General features: G+C 66.8%; 16 protein-coding genes. 7 read left to right on the top strand and 9 right to left on the bottom strand.

Annotated elements, in window-relative coordinates; translation table 11 throughout:
* The first annotated feature begins 54 nt into the window (after positions 1-54).
* On the top strand, positions 55-612 hold the full coding sequence (locus DX905_RS06895) for a hypothetical protein (RefSeq protein WP_116090691.1): 558 nt from the start codon (positions 55-57) through the stop codon (positions 610-612).
* Between the two features lie 39 nt (positions 613-651).
* Here DX905_RS06895 and DX905_RS06890 read toward each other — a convergent pair whose 3' ends face one another.
* Positions 652-1,581, bottom strand: coding sequence for a 2-hydroxyacid dehydrogenase (locus DX905_RS06890; protein ID WP_116090690.1), 930 nt, complete (start codon positions 1,579-1,581; stop codon positions 652-654).
* 79 nt (positions 1,582-1,660) lie between these two features.
* Between DX905_RS06890 and DX905_RS06885 the strand changes: the two genes are divergently transcribed.
* Together DX905_RS06885 and DX905_RS06880 are read left to right on the top strand one after the other, a co-directional pair.
* The gene (locus DX905_RS06885) at positions 1,661-2,416 is read left to right on the top strand and encodes a sulfite exporter TauE/SafE family protein (protein WP_116090689.1); all 756 of its coding nucleotides are present in this window, start codon (positions 1,661-1,663) and stop codon (positions 2,414-2,416) included.
* Positions 2,413-3,204: a TOBE domain-containing protein gene (locus DX905_RS06880; protein WP_116090688.1), complete on the top strand. Its 792-nt coding sequence runs from the start codon at positions 2,413-2,415 to the stop codon at positions 3,202-3,204. Before DX905_RS06885 ends, DX905_RS06880 begins: the two co-directional genes overlap by 4 nt.
* Before the next feature lie 44 nt (positions 3,205-3,248).
* Here DX905_RS06880 and DX905_RS06875 read toward each other — a convergent pair whose 3' ends face one another.
* Complete coding sequence (locus DX905_RS06875; protein ID WP_116090687.1) at positions 3,249-3,641, bottom strand: GFA family protein; 393 nt, start codon at positions 3,639-3,641, stop codon at positions 3,249-3,251.
* A 149-nt stretch (positions 3,642-3,790) separates the two neighbouring features.
* Here DX905_RS06875 and DX905_RS06870 point away from each other — a divergent pair, with 149 nt between their 5' ends.
* Positions 3,791-5,902 (top strand): S9 family peptidase, encoded by a 2,112-nt coding sequence (locus tag DX905_RS06870; protein WP_240320762.1) that lies wholly within the window; start codon positions 3,791-3,793, stop codon positions 5,900-5,902.
* Positions 5,903-5,945: 43 nt separating this feature from the next.
* Here DX905_RS06870 and DX905_RS06865 read toward each other — a convergent pair whose 3' ends face one another.
* The 7 genes from DX905_RS06865 to DX905_RS06835 form a co-directional block, all read right to left on the bottom strand.
* Positions 5,946-6,608: an ATP-binding cassette domain-containing protein gene (locus DX905_RS06865; RefSeq protein WP_116090685.1), complete on the bottom strand. Its 663-nt coding sequence runs from the start codon at positions 6,606-6,608 to the stop codon at positions 5,946-5,948.
* Entirely contained in the window at positions 6,605-7,282 is a 678-nt protein-coding gene (modB, locus tag DX905_RS06860) for a molybdate ABC transporter permease subunit (RefSeq protein ID WP_240320761.1), read from the bottom strand. Before modB ends, DX905_RS06865 begins: the two co-directional genes overlap by 4 nt.
* A 17-nt stretch (positions 7,283-7,299) precedes the next feature.
* Entirely contained in the window at positions 7,300-8,049 is a 750-nt protein-coding gene (modA, locus tag DX905_RS06855) for a molybdate ABC transporter substrate-binding protein (protein ID WP_116090684.1), read from the bottom strand.
* 118 nt (positions 8,050-8,167) lie between these two features.
* Complete coding sequence (locus DX905_RS06850; protein WP_116090683.1) at positions 8,168-9,580, bottom strand: amino acid permease; 1,413 nt, start codon at positions 9,578-9,580, stop codon at positions 8,168-8,170.
* A gap of 31 nt (positions 9,581-9,611) precedes the next feature.
* Positions 9,612-10,448 (bottom strand): S-formylglutathione hydrolase, encoded by an 837-nt coding sequence (gene fghA, locus DX905_RS06845; protein WP_116090682.1) that lies wholly within the window; start codon positions 10,446-10,448, stop codon positions 9,612-9,614.
* A gap of 130 nt (positions 10,449-10,578) precedes the next feature.
* Entirely contained in the window at positions 10,579-10,941 is a 363-nt protein-coding gene (locus tag DX905_RS06840) for a cupin domain-containing protein (RefSeq protein ID WP_240320760.1), read from the bottom strand.
* A gap of 27 nt (positions 10,942-10,968) precedes the next feature.
* Positions 10,969-12,081 carry an S-(hydroxymethyl)glutathione dehydrogenase/class III alcohol dehydrogenase gene (locus tag DX905_RS06835; protein WP_116090681.1) on the bottom strand — a complete coding sequence of 371 codons (1,113 nt, stop codon included), beginning with the start codon at positions 12,079-12,081 and terminating at the stop codon, positions 10,969-10,971.
* Positions 12,082-12,188: 107 nt separating this feature from the next.
* Here DX905_RS06835 and DX905_RS06830 point away from each other — a divergent pair, with 107 nt between their 5' ends.
* The 3 genes from DX905_RS06830 to DX905_RS06820 all read left to right on the top strand — a co-directional run bounded on the left by DX905_RS06830 (position 12,189) and on the right by DX905_RS06820 (position 19,114).
* Positions 12,189-15,548, top strand: a complete 3,360-nt coding sequence (locus DX905_RS06830; RefSeq protein WP_116090680.1) for a transglutaminase family protein — start codon at positions 12,189-12,191, stop codon at positions 15,546-15,548.
* Between the two features lie 128 nt (positions 15,549-15,676).
* Positions 15,677-18,208 carry a circularly permuted type 2 ATP-grasp protein gene (locus tag DX905_RS06825; protein ID WP_240320759.1) on the top strand — a complete coding sequence of 844 codons (2,532 nt, stop codon included), beginning with the start codon at positions 15,677-15,679 and terminating at the stop codon, positions 18,206-18,208.
* Between the two features lie 27 nt (positions 18,209-18,235).
* Positions 18,236-19,114, top strand: a complete 879-nt coding sequence (locus DX905_RS06820) for a transglutaminase family protein (protein ID WP_116090678.1) — start codon at positions 18,236-18,238, stop codon at positions 19,112-19,114.
* Positions 19,115-19,153: the final 39 nt, after the last annotated feature.

The following is a 19,153-nucleotide window of genomic DNA, read 5'->3' as shown; positions in this document are numbered from 1 at the left end:
TGGGCGATAGCGGAAGGCGGGTAGAAAGGCCGCCTAAGCAGAGGAGTTGATAGCATGAACGATCCCACCCCAGAAAATGCAACGCGCCGGCGGGCTTTGCCGCCACGGACTGTGCTCGCCATCGGCGCCGCCGCTATCCTCGCCATCGGCGGCGTCGCTGGTGCCGTCGTCGGCCATGACATGAAACCCGCAATCGAGATGGCGCCGCTCAAGCCGGTCGCAATCCGCAGCCTGTCCTCCGACAGCGGCATCGTGACCGTGCGCGGACGCGTCGCCGAAATATTCGGCAACAAACTGGTCGTGGATGACGGCAGTGCCCGGGCGCTGGTCGACACCGGCCGGGAAGGTGATAGCCGCGCATTGGCGGTGGTCGGCGCGCCGCTCACGGCGCAGGGCCGCTTCGACCGGGGGGTGCTCCACGCCTCGTTCCTGGTCGATGCCGCCGGCAAGGTCACCGCCCTCGGGCCGCTCGGCGGACCGCCGGATCGTCACGGCCCGCCCCACGGCCACGGCGATGGCCCGCCGCCGCCCCCGCCTGGCAATGGGCCGCCGCCGCCTCCGCCGCCAGGCGCGGCGTCGGCTCCTGCCCCCGCTGCTACACCGGCAAAATGAGGCACGCCGGCGGGGCAACCCCGCCGGCACGCTTCGCCATCAGGGGACGGGTGTCGGCAGCGGCGCGCCCCTGAAGAAGGCGTCGAGGTTCGCGATCAGCATCGCCGTCATGCGGGCGACGGCGGCGTCGGTCGCGCCGGCGGTGTGCGGCGTGAGGACGACATTGGGCACCTCTGCCCAGTGCGCAGACGGTGTCGGTTCCTGCGCGAAGACGTCCAGCGCCGCCCCGCCGAGGCGCCCGTCGCGCAAGCGAGCGATCAGCGCGTCCTCGTCGATCAACTGGCCGCGCGCGATGTTGACGAGCAATCCGTCCGGCCCAAGCGCGTCCATGATTTCTCCGGAGATCATCTTGCGATTGCCGCTATCGGCGCGCGCCGCGACGACCAGGATGTCACTGTTCTCGGCTAACGCGATGAGACTGTCGAGGCGCGGCCATGCAAGATCCGGCTTAGCACGTGGACCCCACCACGAAACGCGCATTCGCATCGCCTCCGCGCGCCGCGCCAACGCCTGACCGATGCTGCCCATGCCGACGATGCCGATCCTGGCGTGGCCGAGCGAGCGGGTGAGCATTTTGGCGCCGCTGGTCCAGCCGCCATTGCGCACGGCTCGGTCGCCGGCCACGATCTGTCGGCGATGGGCGATGATCAGGCCGATGGCGTGATCGGCGACATCCTCGTCATTGGCATCATGGGCGTGGGCAACGGCGATGCCGCGCGCCCGCATCGCCGGCACGTCGACGCCATCATAGCCGACCGTGAAGCAGGCGATCAGGCCGAGCTGCGGCATCGCCCCGATCAGCGCCGGATCGAGGGGGAACTCGCCCGCCACCACCAGCGCGCGTCCCTCGCCCAGGCGCGGCCGGCTGGCTTCCTCCCATAAGGGTAGTGGCTCGTAGCGCCCCTCGAGCGCGCCGATCAGCCGGGCGAGATGGGGCTGGGCGACGACGACGATCGGGCGCGTGGGCATGACGGCATTTTAGGCCAGGCTAGCTCCCTGTGCCAGCGGCAGGCTTGCTCCGCCGCGCTGGAGCGGCGACAGGCGCGGTATGGCGTTGCTGCACGATCCCTGGTTCCTCGCCGCCGGCGGGCTGGCGGTGCTTTTGCTCGGGCTCAGCAAGGGCGGCTTTGCGGGCGTCGGCGCGATCGGCACGCCGTTGCTGGCGTTGGTGGTGGCGCCGGTGGAGGCGGCCGCGATCATGCTGCCGATCCTGATCGCGCAGGATGTGGTCGGGGTATGGGCGTTCCGCCGGACGTGGGACGGGCGCATCATCGCGCTGATGCTTCCGGGGGCGGCGCTCGGCGTCGGATTGGCCTATCTGTTCGCGGCCAACGTGCCGGAAGGCGCGATGCAGGTCTTGCTCGGCGCGATATCGATCCTCTTCGCTATCCGGAGCTTGTGGCTGCAGCGCGGCGGCAGGATTCCGGCGCCGGCCGATCCGCCAGGCTGGTTCGGCTTTGCCATGGGGGTTGCGTCCGGCATCACCAGCCAGATCGCCCATGCCGGCCAGCCGCCCTTCCAGATCTACGTCCTGCCCCGTCGGCTGCCGCGCGACGTGCTGGTCGGCACGACCGCGATCTTTTTCGCCGCGCTCAACTGGATCAAAGTGCCCGCTTATGTCGCCCTTGGCCAGTTCACGCGCGACCATCTGCTGGCGAGCCTCATCCTGCTGCCGATCGCAATCCCCGCCACCTTTGCGGGGGTGTGGCTGGTGCGGCGGGTGGATGCCGATCGCTTCTACATCCTGATATATTGGCTGATGCTGCTGATCGGCGCGAAGCTGGTCTATGACGGTCTGCGATGACCGACAGCGCCCGCGCCATCCTGCAACTCACGCGTGCCTCCGGCAATGCCGGCCCGCAGCGGCTGGCCCTGCTCGCGGCGATCGGACAGCACGGGTCGATCAGCGCCGCCGCCAGGGAAGCGGGTATCAGCTATAAAGGCGCGTGGGACGCGGTGCAGGCGCTCAACAATCTGTTCGAGCGGCCGCTGGTCGAGGCGCAGCCGGGCGGGCGCGCCGGCGGCACGGCGCGCATCACCGCGGCGGGGGAGACCGTGCTGGCCGCCTATCGCGCGATCGAGAGCGAGCTGGCGCAAGCGATCGAGCGGCTGGACGGCGTGCTGGCACAGGGCGAAGACCCGGCCGGGTTGATCTGGCGGCTCGGGTTGAGGACAAGCGCACGCAACACCTTCCGCGGGATCGTCCGATCGGTGACGCCGGGGGCGGTCAATTCCGAGGTCGAATTGGACATTGGCGGCGGGATCCTGCTCGTCGCGATCATCACCGGCGACAGCGTCGCCGATCTCGGCCTCGCTCCGGGACGGGAAGCACTGGCGCTCATCAAGTCGAGCTTCGTCATCCTCGCGCCCGGCGCCGAACGGCTGCGCACCTCGGCGCGCAACTGCCTGTCCGGCACCGTCATCCGTCATGACCAGGGCGCGGTGAATGACGAGATCGTGCTCGATCTGGGCCAGGGCAAGACGCTTACCGCCACGGTCACCCGCGAAAGCGGCGACGCGCTGCACTTGGGTATCGGCACATCCGCGCAGGCTCTGATCAAGGCTTCACACATCATCCTGGCCACCGAGTAGACCGACCATGTCCGAGCGTCGGGGTCAGGTGGTTCGGTCAACGGCTAATCCTCGAACCGGCTGCCGGGGTCGCGATCGCCATCATAGTGGTTTGCTAGCGGGAAGGGCGGGAGCCAGGCTTCGCGGCGGCGCGTCCACAATTCGTAGCTTGGCATGAGTTGGTTCGGGGTATCGAGGGCGCCGATGCTGATTTCAATCTCGTCACCGTCGCGCTGAAAGACGGATGAGCCACAGCGAAGACAAAAGGAGCGGCCGAGATAGTCGCGCGTCTCGCCCTGGATCGTGACCGCATCCTCCGGGAATATCGCGGATGCGTGGAACAGCGATCCGGTATGTTTGCGGCAGTCGAGGCAATGGCAGAGACCGACGCGATAGGGTCGTCCGTCGGCCCGCACCCGTACGTCGCCGCACAGGCAACCGCCGCTGAACTGGTCCATGATACATCTCCGGATCGGGCCGTGGCTGGCTGGGTTCCCTCCCTTCCGCAACGTGGCGTGGGTATCGCGGTTCCTGAAGGACGCGAAGCTGTTGCGCGGCTTCGTTGTCAGGCTATGTCCGGCACATATCGGCGTTGGCGGGGATGATCATGGCGCGGTGGATGATATGGGCGGGTGCGGTTTTGCTCCTGTCGAGCGGGGCGGTTGCGCAGGATGTGCCGGTGCCGCGCGTCGCCAAGAAGCCGTTCCAGGTGACGTCGCCCAACGGGCCGCGCGAGGACGATTATTATTGGCTGCGCGACGACACCCGCAAGAACCCCGAGATGCTGGCCTATCTGGCCGCCGAGAATGCCTATGCCGACGCTCAGCTGGCCAAGCTCAAGCCGCTGCAGGCGACTTTGTATCAAGAGACGGTCGCCCACATCAAACAGGACGACAGCTCGGTCCCCTATCTCGACAATGGTTATTATTATGCGTCGCGTTACGAGACCGGTGCCGATTATCCGATTTTCGAGCGGCGCAAGGGCGACAAGGCCGCGCCGGCCGAGCTGTTGTTCGACGAACCGGCGATGGCCAGGGGCCATAGTTTCTTCGCGCTGAGCGACTGGCAGGTCAGCCCCGACAACCGCCTCGTCGCGTGGGCGGAGGACGTGATCGGGCGTCGGCAATATGTGCTGAAGGTCAAGGATCTCGCTACCGGGCAGGTGCTGACCGACACCGTATCCAACGTCGAACCGAACCTCGTGTGGGCCGCGGACAATCGGACGATCCTCTACATCGCCAAGGATCCGGTGACGCTGCGCGGCTATCAGGTGAAGGCGCATGTGCTGGGCACGCCGGCTGCCAGCGACCGGCTGCTCTATGAGGAGAAGGACGACACGTTCCAGATGGGGATAGGCCGCACCACCGACGACAAGTTCGTGTGCATCGCGGTCGAAAGCACGGTCAGCGACGAGGAACGCTGCGCCCCCGTTGCCTCCCCGGCCAACTTCACCGTGGTCGCGCCGCGCGTGCGCGAATTCCGCTACAGTGCGGACCATATCGGCGACCACTGGATCATCCGCACCAACAAGGATGCCAAGAATTACAAGCTGGTCACGGTCGCCGACGGCGCGCTGGCGCAGGGCATTGCCGCGTGGCGCGACCTGACGCCGGCCAGCGACACCGTCTTCATCGAAGGCTTCAAGCCGTTCGAGGGCTTCGTCGCCATCGACCAGCGCGAAGGCGGCAACCGCATGATCCGGCTGCTGAGCGATGCCGGCAGGTCGCTGCCGGTCAAAGCGGACGAGCCGGCTTATCGCATGGCGCTCGACGTGAACGAGGAGCCGGCGACGCCGTGGGTGCGCTACACCTATGGTTCGCTCGTCACCCCGACGACGACCTATGAGGTCAATGCCAGGACCGGCGAGCGGCGCGTGCTCAAGGTGGCGCCGGTGCCGGGTTACGACCCGGCCAAATATGTGACCGAACGTCTGTGGGCACCCGCGCGCGACGGCACGAAAATCCCGGTTTCGGTGGTCTATGCCAAGGGCGTTAAGCGCGACGGGACCGCGCCGTTATTCCAATATGCCTATGGCAGCTACGGCAATTCGACCGATCCGGCGGTGGATGCGGGGCGGATCGGCCTGCTCGACCGCGGCGTGGTCTATGCGATCGCCCATATCCGCGGCGGCCAGGAAATGGGGCGCGGCTGGTATGACGACGGCCACCTGCTCAATAAGAAGAACAGCTTCACCGACTTCATCGACGTCACCCGCTATCTGGTGGCGCAGAAATATGCCTCCAGCGATCGCGTCGCGGCAATGGGCGGCAGCGCCGGCGGACTGCTGATGGGCGGCGTCGCCAACATGGCGCCCGGCGATTACAGGGTAATCATCGCGCAAGTCCCGTTCGTCGACGTGGTGACGACGATGCTGGACGCGTCGATCCCGCTCACCACCTTCGAATATGACGAGTGGGGCAACCCGGCGCAGAAGCCCTATTACGATTATATGCTGAGCTATTCGCCCTACGACAATGTCACGGCGAAAGACTATCCGGCGCTGTTCGTGGGTACCGGGCTGTGGGACAGCCAGGTGCAATATTATGAGCCAACCAAGTGGGTCGCCAAGCTGCGCGAGCGCAAGACCGACAACAATCCCTTGGTCTTCCGGGTCAATATGGAAGCGGGCCACGGCGGCAAATCGGGGCGGTTCGAGCGCTTTCGCCAGAATGCGGAATGGCAGTCCTTCATGCTGCAGCAGCTGGGCGTGGCGTCCTGATCGGCGAGGCGCCTGCCACGCCTGACGATAAGGGTCTTCTCGTTTAGCGGACGGACAACAAGGGGTCGGACGTTCCGCCGACGACCCGGCCATTGTCGATCAGGATGCGGCGATGGGCAAGGCGGGCGACTTCATCGGGATTGTGGCTGACGAAGAACGATGGCGTGGCGAGCTGCGGCAGCAGGGCCGCGAGATAGTCGGACAGCTCGGCCTTGGCTTCGCTGTCCAGCGCGGACAGCGGTTCGTCGAGGAGCAGCAGTTTCGGCCGGATGAGCAAGGCGCGGGCGATGGCGACGCGCTGGGCCTCGCCGCCCGAGAGGCGGGCCGGCATGCGATTGAGCAAAGCGGCGATCCCGGTGCGGTCGACGATCTCGGCGAGCGGGAGCGGGTCGTGCGCACGGCGGGCCGCGTAAGCGAGGTTGGCGCGGACGCTGAGGTGCGGCAGCAGATTGGCGCCCTGGAAGACGAAGCCGACGCGGCGGCGCTCGGGCGGCAGGAAATGGCGTTCGTCCTGCCAGGTCTCACCATTCACCCGCAGCAGGCCGGTCATGTGCTCTTGCCCGGCGAGACAGCGCAGGATGGTGGTTTTGCCCGATCCGGAGCGGCCGAACAAAGCGGTCACGCCCGTCGACGGAACGGCGAAGCGGGCGTCCAGTACAAGCGCGCCCAGCGTGCCGTTGAAATGTGCTTCCACCTGGCCAGTCATAAGGCGATCCGTGCGGCGCGGCGCTCGATCAGCAGTAAAGCGAACAGGCTGACGAAGGCAAAGGCGACGAGGCCCGCGGCGATGCGGTGCGCGGCGCCATATTGCAGGCTTTCCACCAAGGTGTAGATGCGCGTCGACAGGACTTCGGTCTGGCCCGGGATGGATCCGCCGATCATCAGCACCACGCCGAATTCGCCGACCGTATGCGCGAACACCAGGATCGCGGCCGAGATGAAGCCGCGCCGTGAGAGCGGCACCGCCACGGTAAGGAAGCGGTCGAGCGGGCCCGCGCCGAGGGTCGCCGCCACCTCCAGCGGGCGCTCGCCGACCGCCTCGAACGCCGTGCGCAGCGGCTGCACCGCGAACGGCAGCGAATAGAAGAGCGAGCCGATCACCAGCCCGGTGAAGGTGAAGGCGAGCGTGCGGATGCCGAACCAGTGGAGCGGCACCATCAGCGGACTTGCCGGGCCGAGCGCGATCAGGACGTAGAAGCCGATCACGGTCGGCGGCAGCACCAGCGGCAAGGCGCTGAGCGCGCCCGCGACCTCCTTCCACCAGCTACGCGAGCGCGCCAGCCACCAGGCGAGCGGCGTCGCGATCAGCAACAGCAACAGAGTAGTGACAAGTGCCAGTTCGGCCGTGGTGGCGAGCACGACGCCGATCGGGGAGTCCATCACATTATCCCCAGACGTCAGCGCGTTTCGTAGCCGTAGCGTTTGATAATGCGGATTGCGGCGGGGCTGCGCAGATATTTGAGGAATGCCTTTGCCGCCGGATTGCCGGCGCCGACCTTCAACAGGATGGCCTGCTGTTCGATAGGAGCGTGCAAGGATTGGGGCACGAGCCAGCGCGAGCCGCCGGGGATGGTGACGACCTGGCTGAGCGCAATGAAGCCGAGCGGAGCGGCACCGGTCGCGACGAAATCATAGGCCTGCGTGATCGACGTGCCTTTGACGATTTTCGGCGCGATGGCGGAGTACACGCCCATCTTCTGCATCGTCTGGACAGCGGCCAGTCCATAGGGCGCGGCGATCGGATCGGCGATCGAAAGCCTGGCGAAATTGCCGCCTTTCAACACCGCACCCCGCCGGTCGACCAATGCCGGATCGATCGAATAGAGGACAAGCCGTCCGATCGCATAGGTGAAGCGGGTGCCGGGCATTGCGATGCCGTCCTGTTCGGCCTTCTTCGGCCGATCGGCATCGGCCGACAGGAAGATCTCGAACGGCGCGCCGTGCGTCATCTGCGCATAGAATGCGCCGGACGAGCCGAACGACAATATCGCCCGGTGGCTGGTCGCCTTGGCGAAGTCCGCCGCGATCTGCTTGGCGGGCTCGGTGAAGTTTGCGGCGACCGCGACCTGGGTGTCGGCGGCGAGGAGCGGCGAGCTCAACGCCAGGACGGGGAACGAGGCGAGAATGAAGCGGATCAGCCGGAGCATGACCGTTATGTAGGTGGGCTACATAACGGTGTCACGTGATTTAGCTAAGTCCAGCTCGGCCTCCGGAGCTGGATCGCGGCGGCGCGTGCCATGCCTCGCGACGACGGTCAGGGTTGATCTAATGCAATGGGCGCGGGCTCTTCCCCAGAAGCGCGCGATGTCGCCCGTAGACCGCATAGATCGCGATGCCCAACGCGTTCCACAGCAGGCACCACAGGATCGTTTTGGTAGGCAGGCTGGCGAAGAGGTAGAGGCAGCCGAGGATCGCTCCCGGGCCGACCAGCCACACCAGGGGCGTGCGGAACGGGCGGCGGATATCGGGATCGCGGCGGCGCATCACCAGCATGCAGGTCGCGACCGCGATGAAGGCGATGAGCGTGCCGGCATTGGCAAGCGCGGCGATCTGGTCGATCGGCAGCACGCCCGCGATGATCGCAACGATGATCGCGGTCAGGATGGTGATGCGCACCGGCGTGCCGCGCGCCGAGATGGCGGCGAGCTTGGGCGGCAGGAAGCCGTCGCGCGCCATCACGAGGAAGATGCGGCTTTGGCCGTAGAGGAAGCCCAGCAAAACGGTCGGCAAGGCAATCACGGCGGCGATAGCGATGATGTGCGCGATCCGTCCCTGGCCCATTTCGCGCAGGATCAGGGCGAGCGGCTCGGGGCTGTCGGCGAATTTGGTATAGGGCACGGCGCCGACGGCCGCCGCGGCGACCAGCACGTAGATCAATGTGCAGACCAGCATCGATCCGACGATGCCGATGGCGAGATCGCGCTCGGGTTTCTTGGCTTCCTCGGCCGCGGTCGAGATGGCGTCGAAGCCGTAGAATGCGAAGAAGATGATCGCGGCTGCCGCCATCACGCCGCGTGCGGTGCCGTCGGGCTCGACGATCTTGGCGAAGCCGTGCGGCATGAACGGGTGAAGGTTGATGCTGTTGAACGCGGGCAGCGCCACCGCAACAAACAAAGCGAGCGTGGCGATCTTGATCAGGACGAGGATGGTGTTGAGCCGCGCGCTTTCGCGCGTGCCGATGCAGAGCAGGCCGGCGACGACGGCGATGATGAAGATCGCCGGCAGGTTGGCGACGCCGCCGAGCGAGGGGCCCTTGGTCAGCGCCTCGGGGAAGCCGATCGCGGTCAGCAAGGGTGCGGCATAGCCCGACCAGCCGACCGCGACCGTCGAGACCACCAGCGAATATTCGAGGATCAGGCTCCAGCCGACAATCCAGGCGATCGTCTCGCCGAGCACCGCATAGCTGTAGGTATAGGCGCTGCCGGCGGCGGGCATCATCGTCGCCATTTCGGCATAAGCGAGCGCCGCGCAGGCGCAGATCGCGCCGGCGATGGCGAAGGACAGCAATACCGCCGGGCCGGCGCGGTCGGCCCCGACGCCGATGAGCGTGAGGATGCCGGTGCCGACGATCGAGCCGACGCCGAGCGCCATCAGATGCGGCCAGGAGAGCGAAGGCGTCAGGCGCGGCCCGGTGCGGGTTTCCGCCGTCTCGATCGGCTTGCGCCTATGCCACCCCATGAGCTTCCCCCCTGATTATCGCGCCGATCTTCTACGCCAACCGCGCGGCATGCCAAGCGAGCTGATCGGCCATGAAGGTCGAGATGAAATAATAAGAATGATCGTAACCGGGGCGGATATTGAGCGTGAGATCGATGCCCGCTTCGGTGCAGGCCTGGCGCAGCAGCTCCGGCCGCAACTCGCTGGATAGGAATTGATCGTCGCCGCCCTGATCGACCAGCAATTCGGGAATGCGGGCGCCGTCCTCGATCAGCGCCACCGCATCGTGCCGGCGCCATGCGCCATGGTCCGGCCCGAGATAACCGGCGAGCGCCTTTTGCCCCCACGGTACGCGCGACGGCGCGACGATCGGCGCGAAGGCGGAGACGGCCTTGTAGCGATCGGGGTAGATCAGGCCGATGGTGAGCGCGCCATGGCCACCCATTGAATGGCCCATGATCGACTGGCGGGCCATGTCGGCGGGGAATTCGGCGCGGACGAGCTCGGGCAATTCCTCGGCGACGTAGGTTTCCATGCGGTAATTGGCCGCCCAGGGTTCCTGCGTCGCATCGACATAGAAGCCCGCGCCGAGGCCGAAATCATAGGCGCCGGCGGGATCGTCGGGGACACCCTCGCCGCGCGGCGAAGTATCGGGCGCGACGAAGATCAGGCGATGCTCGGCACAGGCGCGCCGATATTCGCCTTTGTCGGTGACGTTGGCATGGGTGCAGGTGAGGCCCGAGAGATACCAGACGACGGGCAGTTTCTCGCCTTCGTCATGCTCCGGCACGAACACGGAGAAGGACATGTCGGTCCCGGTCGCGGCGGACGCGTGGCGGTAGACGCCTTGAATGCCGCCATGGGCCCGGTTGGTCGAGAGGGTTTCCAACTGACTTCTCCATTCGCCCTGAGCTTGTCGAAGGGCTGACCGGATCTTCCGAGGGTTAGCAAGAACAGGGCTTCGACAAGCTCAGCCCGAACGGGAGGAGGTGGTCAAGGCCATCAGCGTCCTGCGATCATCAGATCCTGAGCTTCTCGACGGCGGTCGCCGGATCGCCCGTATTGGGCGTCCCGCTCGGCTCGATCAGCAGAATCTTCACCTCACCGTAGCGGGCGACTGGGCGGTGCTCGACGCCTGCGGGGACGACGAACAATTCGCCTGCGGTGAGCGTCACGATGCGATCGCGCAATTCGATGTCGAGCTTGCCTTCGATCACCAGGAAGAGATCGTCGGTCTCGTCATGCTTGTGCCAATCGAAGGGTCCCTCGATGCGCACGACCATGATGTCGTTGCCATTGTAGCCCCCGACGATGCGCGGCTTCCAATGATCGGAGAAGCTGGCAAGCTTCTCGGCGAGATTGACCTTGTCCTGCATTGTCATCAGCCCGCTGCGATTTTCAATACGCCATCAATACACCACCACGCTGCGGATGCTCTCGCCCGCATGCATCAGGTCGAAGCCCTTGTTGATCTCGTCCAGGGCGAGGACATGGGTGATCATCGGATCGATCTCGATCTTGCCGTTCATGTACCAGTCGACGATCTTGGGGACGTCGGTGCGGCCCTTGGCGCCGCCGAACGCGGTGCCGCGCCAGTTGCGGCCGGTGACCAGCTGGAAGGGGCGGGTGGCGATCTCCTTGCCGGCTTCGGCCACGCCGATGATGATGCTGGTGCCCCAGCCGCGGTGACAGGCCTCAAGCGCGGTACGCATCACTTCGGTATTGCCGGTGCAATCGAAAGTATAATCCGCCCCGCCGTCGGTCAGCGCGAGGATTTCGGCGATCGTCTGCTCGCGCGACTTGCCGCGGCCGTCGATGAAATCGGTCATTCCGAAGCGGCGCCCCCATTCCTCGCGATCCGGGTTGATGTCGACGCCGACGATCTTGTTGGCGCCAGCCATCTTGGCGCCCTGCAGTACGTTGAGGCCGATGCCGCCGAGGCCAAACACGACGATATTGTCGCCGAACTGGACCTTGGCGGTGTTGACGACCGCGCCGACGCCGGTGGTGACGCCGCAGCCGATATAGCAGCTCGTCTTGAACGGCGCGTCCTCGCGGATCTTCGCGACCGCGATTTCGGGAAGCACGGTGAAATTGGAGAAGGTCGAGCAGCCCATATAATGGAAGATGCTCTGACCCTTGTAGCTGAAGCGGCTGGTGCCATCGGGCATCACACCCTTGCCTTGCGTGGCGCGGATCGCGGTGCAGAGGTTGGTCTTGCCGCTGAGGCACGACTTACACTGCCGGCATTCGGGGGTGTAGAGCGGGATGACGTGATCGCCGGGCTTCACGCTGGTGACGCCGGCACCGACCTCGCGCACGATGCCCGCGCCTTCATGACCGAGGATGGCGGGGAACAGCCCTTCGCTGTCGAGCCCGTCCAATGTGTAGGCATCGGTATGGCAGATGCCGGTCGCCATGATCTCGACCAGAACCTCACCGGCCTGCGGCCCTTCCAGATCAAGTTCGACGACTTCCAACGGTTGCTTTGCCTGGAACGCAATGGCGGCGCGGGTCTTCATGGCAGGTCCTGTACGAGAGGGAAGGCGATGGCGATGGCGGTGGGTACCGAAAAAGGCAAGGCGATGCGCGCTTGCCGGGGGGGCAGCCCTGTGCTGCATGTGCGCAGATGATTCAGGCGGCGCTCCATCACGTTACGTCCTACCGTTACGACCGGCCGATCATGCTCGGCCCGCAGGTCATCCGGCTGCGCCCGGCGCCGCATAGCCGCACGGCAGTGCCCAATTATTCGCTGACGATCCTGCCCGAGCAGCATTTCGTCAACTGGCAGCAGGATCCGCACGGCAATTGGCTGGCGCGCGTGGTGCTACCCGAGCCGACGACCGAATTCCGCGTCACGGTCGACCTCATTGCCGATCTGACGGTGATCAATCCGTTCGACTTCTTCGTCGAGGAATATGCGACCGAGCGCCCGTTCCAATATAGCCCCGACCTCAAGAGCGACCTGTCGCCATATTTCGAGCTGGAACCCCAAGGACCGCGCTTCGAGGCGCTATACGAGCGTTTCCGCGATGTGCGGATGGGCACGATCGACTTTCTGGTCGAGCTCAATCGCGCGGTCAACGAGACGGTCGGCTATGTCATCCGGCTGGAGCCGGGGGTGCAATTTCCCGAACAGACGCTGGAAATCGGCACCGGATCGTGCCGCGATTCGGGCTGGCTGCTGGTGCAATTACTGCGCCGGCTGGGTTTCGCCGCGCGCTTTGTCTCCGGCTATTCGATCCAGCTGACCCCCGACATCATTCCGGTCGAAGGGCCCAAGGGCGTGGCGCGCGACGTGTGCGATCTGCATGCCTGGGCGGAAGTCTATATTCCGGGCGCGGGCTGGATCGGGATGGATCCGACCTCCGGCCTGTTCGCGGGCGAAGGCCATATCCCGCTGTGCGCGACCCCGCATTATCGTTCCGCCACGCCGATCGAGGGCACATTGCTGGAGCCGGCGCAGACGGATTTCGGCTTCGAGATGGACGTGCAGCGCATCGCCGAGGCGGTGCGGATCACCAAGCCGTTCACAGATGCGCGTTGGTCCGCGCTGGATGCGCTCGGGCGGCGGGTCGATGCCGATCTGGTGGCGCAGGATGTGCGCCTCACCACCGGCGGCGAGCCGACTTTCCTCGCCGCCGCCGATCCCGAGGCGCCGGAATGGAATGCCGACGCGGTCGGGCCCACTAAAGCGGGTTATGCCGATCGCCTGATCCGGCGGATGCGCGACAGGTTCGCACCGGGGGGCCTGATCCATCACGGCCAGGGCAAATGGTATCCGGGCGAGAGCCTGCCGCGCTGGGGCTATTCGGTCTATTGGCGGCTCGACGGGACGCCGGTGTGGCGCGACAGCAGCCTGATCGCGGTCGATGGCGGGCATGATGTAACGCAGCTTGACGTCGACGAGGCCGAGCGTTTCCTCAAGGCGATCGCCGACACGCTCGATGTCTCGCGTGATTATGTCCAGCCGGCATTCGAGGATCCGGTGCAATGGTCGCTCAAGGAAGGCGACCTGCCGGCCAATACCGACCCGACCGATCCCGCGATCGACGATCCCGAAGTGCGCGCGCGCATGGTCAAGGCGTTCGAGCATGGATTGTCGCGCCCGGTCGGCTATGTCCTTCCGATCCAGGCGTGGCAGGCGGCGGCGCAGCCCGAGCCGCGCCGCTGGAAGAGTGAGCAGTGGCGGGTGCGGCGCGGACGGCTGTTCCTGGCGCCGGGCGACAGCGCGATCGGCTACCGCCTGCCGCTGGGGTCGCTGCCGCACGTGCCGAAATCGGATTACCCATTCCTGCACATCCGCGATACGACCGAGCCGCGCGGCCCCTTGCCCGATTTCCGCGAGCAGGGGCCGGCCCCTGCCGGAGCCGACCGGCATCCGCAGCGCAGCGAGGCGGTCGCGATGGCACCCGACGCGCAGTCCGCGCAGGAGCGGACCGAGCAGGTCATCATCGAAGGCGCGGTCCGCACCGCGATGACGGTCGAGCCGCGCGGCGAATATGTCGCGGTCTTCCTGCCGCCGACCGAGACGCTGGAAGATTATCTTGAGCTGGTCGCGGCGGTCGAGCGGACCGCCGAGGCGACGCGCATCGCGGTGCGGATCGAAGGCTATGCCCCGCCACCCGACCCGCGCCTGCAGGTGCTGAAGGTCACGCCCGATCCCGGCGTGATCGAGGTCAATATCCATCCCACGTCGACCTGGGAGGAGACGGTCGAGCTCACCACAAGCCTGTACGACATGGCGCGCGCGGAGAAATTGACCGCCGACAAATTCCTGATCGACGGGCGTTCGATCGGCACCGGCGGCGGCAATCATATCGTGCTCGGCGGCCGATCGGTCACCGAAAGCCCGTTCATCCGCCGGCCCGACCTGCTCAAGAGTTTCGTACTCTACTGGCAGCGCCATCCGTCGCTGAGCTATCTGTTCTCCGGCCTGTTCATCGGCCCGACCAGCCAGAGCCCGCGCATCGACGAGGCGCGCCATGACGGCCTCTATGAGCTGGAGATCGCGCTGGCGCAGGTGCCGAACCCGTTCCGCGGGCAGAATGATGCGCCGCAGCCATGGGTTGTCGATCGCCTGTTCCGCAATTTGCTGGTGGACGTCACCGGCAACACCCATCGTACCGAAATCTGTATCGACAAATTATTCTCGCCGGACGGCCCGACCGGACGGCTGGGGCTGGTCGAGTTTCGCGGGTTCGAAATGCCGCCCGAGGCCAAGATGAGCCTCGCGCAGCAATTGCTGATCCGCGCGCTCACCGCCTGGCTGTGGCGCGAGCCCCAGGGCGGCAACCTGGTGCGCTGGGGCACGACCCTGCACGACCGCTTCATGCTCGGACATTTCGTCTGGGCCGATTTCCTGGAGGTGCTGAGCGACCTGCGCGGCGCGGGTTATGATTTCGATCCGGCCTGGTTCGAGGCGCAGCGCCAGTTCCGCTTCCCCGTCCACGGCAGCGTTAGCGCCGGCGGCGTCGGGCTGGAGATCAGCCACGCGCTCGAGCCGTGGCCGGTATTGGGCGAAACCGGGGCAATCGGCGGCACGGTGCGCTATGTCGACAGCTCGACTGAGCGGCTGCAAGTGCGGGCGACGGGGCTGGTCCCCGGGCGCCATATCGTTGCCTGCAACGGCCGGCGGGTGCCGATGACGGCGACCGGCAATCAGGGCGAGGCGGTCGGCGGCGTGCGCTACAAAGCGTGGGAGCCGGCGAATTGTCTTCACCCGCGCTTGCCGGCCAATGCGCCATTGACGTTCGACCTGCTCGACAGCTGGAACGGGCGTTCGCTCGGCGGCTGCGTCTATCATGTCGGCCATCCGGGCGGGCGCAATTACGATCATGTGCCGATCAACGATTACGAGGCCGAAGCCCGGCGCAAGGCGCGCTTCGTCGAGCATGGCCACACGCCTGGCAATATCGCGATGCCGCCGGAGGAATATGCGGGCGATTTCCCGATGACGCTCGATCTGAGACGGCCGGTGGGGTTGTGAGGGGCGGGCGCATCTTTTCCCCTCCCGCTTGCGGGAAGGGTCAGGCGACGGGATATCCCGCTTCGCAATCGCCTGCCTCCCGTTTTCCCTCCCCCGGCCCCTCCCGCACGCGGGAGGGGGGGTAGGCGATGGCGCCGGGGGGCACCAACATGGCGCAATTGCCGGGCATGCCCTCATGGGGGCAGGGCTGGCTTGAATCCTACGTATCGCAGGCAGGCGCGGGCGATGTCGTGCGCGACGATATGGGGCGCGGCGCGCGCTGGTGGCATCACCTGTTCGATGGCGTCGCCGGGCTGACCGAGGGCCGGCTGCAGCGGCTGCAGGACCGGATCGGGCGGCAGGTCGACGAGATCGGAACCGCTTTCCGCCTGCCCGGCGACCCGTCCGAGCGGCCATGGCCGCTGTCGGCGCTCCCGCTGCTGATCGGCGAGGATGAGTGGCAGGGGATTGCCGAGGGCGTCGCCCAGCGCGCCGAACTGCTGGAACGCGTGCTTGGCGACATTTACGGCCCGGGCGAGCTTGTCGCCGACGGCCATCTGCCCGCGCCGCTGCTGACCGGATCGCGCCATTTCTGGCGTTCGATGATCGGCATGGCGCCGAGCGGCGGCCACCGCCTCCATATCTATGCGGTCGACATCGGGCGCGGTCCCGACGGCGAATGGCGGGTGCTGTCCGATCATGTGCGGGCGCCGGTCGGCGCGGGCTATGCGCTGGAAAACCGCCTTGCTGCGAGCCGGGTGATGGGCGCGCTGCAGACGCGGCTCAACCTGCAGCGGCTCGCGCCGTTCTTTGCCGGCTTCCGTGAGGGACTGGCCGCGTCGTGCAAACGATCCGATCCGCGCATCGGGCTGCTGACCCCGGGACGCTACAATCAGAGCTATCCGGAACAGGCCCATCTCGCGCGCTATCTCGGCCTGCTGCTGGTCGAGGGCGACGATCTCGCCGTGCGCGACGACCGCCTCTACGTCCGCACGATCGAGGGGCTGAAGCGCGTTGATGCGCTGTGGCGAAGGATGGATTCGCGCTTCCTCGATCCGCTCGCCTTCGATTCCGGTTCGCAGATCGGCGTGCCGGGGCTGATGGATGCGATCGCCTCGGGCGAGGCTGTCATCGCCAACGCGCCGGGCGCGGGCGTGGTCGAATCGCCGGCCTTCGCCGCGTTCCTGCCCGCGCTCGCGCGCAAGCTGCTGGGCGAGACGCTCAAATTGCCCAACATCGCCACCTGGTGGTGTGGCCAGGAAGGGCCGTGCAAGCAGATGCTGGCGCGACTCGATACGTTGCTGATCAGCCCAGCCTTTTCGGAGCAGGTGGCGGGGCTGCCGGACGGCACGACGCTGGGGTCGAGCCTGGATCCATCCGGCCGCGCCGCGCTCGAGGCGGCGATGACGATCCGGCCGCAGGATTATGTCGGGCGCGAGGTGGTGCGCCTGTCGACGATGCCGGTGGTCGCCGACGGCCGACTGGTGGCGCGGCCGTTCATCCTGCGCGCCTTCGCCGCGCGCGATGCCGACGGCAAGTGGATCGTCATGCCCGGCGGCTTCGCCCGGCTCGGCAACGTCGCCGACGAACGGGCGACGATCATGGGGGAGGGCGCCTATTCGGCGGATGTCGGCATCGTCTCGCTGCACCCGCAGGAGCCGGTATCGCTGCTGCCCCAGCATGTCGCCGTGCGCCGCAATCCCGGCACCTTGCCAAGCCGCGCGGCCGACAATCTCTACTGGCTCGGCCGCTATCTCGAACGCGGCGAGGCGACGTTGCAATTGGTGCGCGCGACACTCGGCGGCACGATCGATGCGGACGGCGGCGCCAGTCTGGTGCCGGTCACGCTCGACCGGCTGGCGACCATGCTCATCTCGACCGGCGCGGCGCGGATCGAGGACGATCCCGAAGAGGAAGAGGATGAGGATGACGAGCTTGGCGCGATCCGCGATCTCGCCGAACTCGCCGAGGCGGCGCTCGACGGCACCGGCCTGTCCAGTATCCGCACCTTATTCGCTACGGTTCAGGGTATTGCATCCGGCATACGCGACCGGCTGTCGGCCGACGTCTGGCGGCTGATCGACATGCCGTTGCCGGCCGCGCAGGGCAGCGACGCGACCGCCATGCTCAACCGGGTCGGGCAATTGCAGGAAAGGTTCGCCGCGCTGGCGGGGCTCGCCGCCGAAAATATGGGACGCACGGCCGGCTGGCGCTTCCACGATCTCGGCCGGCGGCTCGAGCGCGCGCTCGTCGCGTGCCGCCTGACCCGCTTGTTCGCGAGCGACGCCGCTACCGCCGACGACCTGACCACCCTGCTCGACCTGATGGACAGCCAGATCAGCTATCGTGCGCGTTACATGACAGGGCTGGCGCTGGTGCCGGTGCGCGATCTGGTGACGCTCGATCCCTATAATCCGCGTAGCCTGGCCTTTCAGGTGGCGCGCCTGCGCGAGCATCTCGCCGCCCTGCCGTCGCTGCGCGACGACGGGCTGGAGGAGGAGCAGGTCGCGCTCGCCAACGAGCTCGCCCTGATGGTGATGACGGTGAAGCCCGAATCGCTTTCGCCGGCGACGCTGATCGGGGTCGAGAACCGGCTGTCGGCGCTGAGCGACGCGGTGGCGGCGCGCTTCTTCCTGCAGGGCGCGGAGACGGTGCGCGCGGCGGGCATGACGTTGGCGTGAGGATTTGGGCATGAGGACCGGCCGCTGATGCGCTACGCCATCACCCACACGACGCGCTTCCGTTACGCCTTCCCGGTGCGGTTCGCGCGCTGCAATCTGCGCCTGAAGCCGATCGCGTGGGACGGCCAGCGGGTCGAGGATCATGCGCTGGTGATCGAACCCGCCGCCTCGGAGGATCCGGGGCGCGACAGCGGCTACCCGGTCAATGCGACCCGCATCGTCGTCACGAAGCCCGCGATCGAGCTGCGGATCGAAAGCCGCGCCCATGTCGTGGTCGAGCGGATCGCGCCGGTGGCGCAGGCGGACGATATCGACGTCGCGGCGGCCGGGCGGATGGCGCGTGAGGCGCGCGATCTGGGCGAAGCCGCGCCCGCCAATTACCTGTTCCCGTCGCCGCTGATCGCCGCCTTCCCCGAAATCGCCGCCTGGTGCGCCGCCGAGCTGCGGCCCGAGCGCGGGGTCGTCGAGGCGGGGCTGGCGCTTGCAAAGGCGATCAAGGCCAGCTTTCGCTATGACGGCAGCGCCACTCAACTGGACACCAGCCCGGCCGAGGCTTTCGCCAAGAAGGAGGGCGTCTGCCAGGATTTCGCGCAGATCATGATCTCCGGCGCGCGCTCGGCCGGTCTCGCGGCCGCCTATGTCTCCGGCTATTTGCGGACGATTCCGCCGCCGGGCAAAGCGCGGCTGGTGGGGGCGGATGCGACCCACGCGTGGGTGCTGATCTGGTGCGGGCCTGCGCGCGGCTGGATCGGCTTCGATCCCACCAACGGCGTCACCATGGGGCCGGATCATATCGTCACCGCGATCGGGCGTGATTATGGCGACGTGGCGCCTATCGACGGCGTCTTCCTGGGTCGCAATGGCCAGAAGATCGACGTCGCGGTGGATGTGGAGCCGCTCGACTAGATTAGCCCCGCCGATGACGAAGGGCCGCACGATGCCGCG

The sequence above is a fragment of the Sphingomonas crusticola genome (genome assembly GCF_003391115.1).
Lineage (GTDB): Bacteria > Pseudomonadota > Alphaproteobacteria > Sphingomonadales > Sphingomonadaceae > Sphingomonas_I > Sphingomonas_I crusticola.
Note: the sequence above shows the minus strand (reverse complement) of the source record. Positions and strands in the feature narration are given on the sequence as shown.

Coding starts and splice junctions, on each gene's coding strand:
- DX905_RS06895 (WP_116090691.1), top strand. CDS start 55: ATGAACGATCCCACCCCAGAAAATGCAACGCGCCGGCGGGCTTTGCCG.
- DX905_RS06890 (WP_116090690.1), bottom strand. CDS start 1,581: ATGCCCACGCGCCCGATCGTCGTCGTCGCCCAGCCCCATCTCGCCCGG.
- DX905_RS06885 (WP_116090689.1), top strand. CDS start 1,661: ATGGCGTTGCTGCACGATCCCTGGTTCCTCGCCGCCGGCGGGCTGGCG.
- DX905_RS06880 (WP_116090688.1), top strand. CDS start 2,413: ATGACCGACAGCGCCCGCGCCATCCTGCAACTCACGCGTGCCTCCGGC.
- DX905_RS06875 (WP_116090687.1), bottom strand. CDS start 3,641: ATGGACCAGTTCAGCGGCGGTTGCCTGTGCGGCGACGTACGGGTGCGG.
- DX905_RS06870 (WP_240320762.1), top strand. CDS start 3,791: ATGGCGCGGTGGATGATATGGGCGGGTGCGGTTTTGCTCCTGTCGAGC.
- DX905_RS06865 (WP_116090685.1), bottom strand. CDS start 6,608: ATGACTGGCCAGGTGGAAGCACATTTCAACGGCACGCTGGGCGCGCTT.
- modB (WP_240320761.1), bottom strand. CDS start 7,282: ATGGACTCCCCGATCGGCGTCGTGCTCGCCACCACGGCCGAACTGGCA.
- modA (WP_116090684.1), bottom strand. CDS start 8,049: ATGCTCCGGCTGATCCGCTTCATTCTCGCCTCGTTCCCCGTCCTGGCG.
- DX905_RS06850 (WP_116090683.1), bottom strand. CDS start 9,580: ATGGGGTGGCATAGGCGCAAGCCGATCGAGACGGCGGAAACCCGCACC.
- DX905_RS06840 (WP_240320760.1), bottom strand. CDS start 10,941: ATGACAATGCAGGACAAGGTCAATCTCGCCGAGAAGCTTGCCAGCTTC.
- DX905_RS06835 (WP_116090681.1), bottom strand. CDS start 12,081: ATGAAGACCCGCGCCGCCATTGCGTTCCAGGCAAAGCAACCGTTGGAA.
- DX905_RS06830 (WP_116090680.1), top strand. CDS start 12,189: ATGATTCAGGCGGCGCTCCATCACGTTACGTCCTACCGTTACGACCGG.
- DX905_RS06825 (WP_240320759.1), top strand. CDS start 15,677: ATGGCGCCGGGGGGCACCAACATGGCGCAATTGCCGGGCATGCCCTCA.
- DX905_RS06820 (WP_116090678.1), top strand. CDS start 18,236: ATGCGCTACGCCATCACCCACACGACGCGCTTCCGTTACGCCTTCCCG.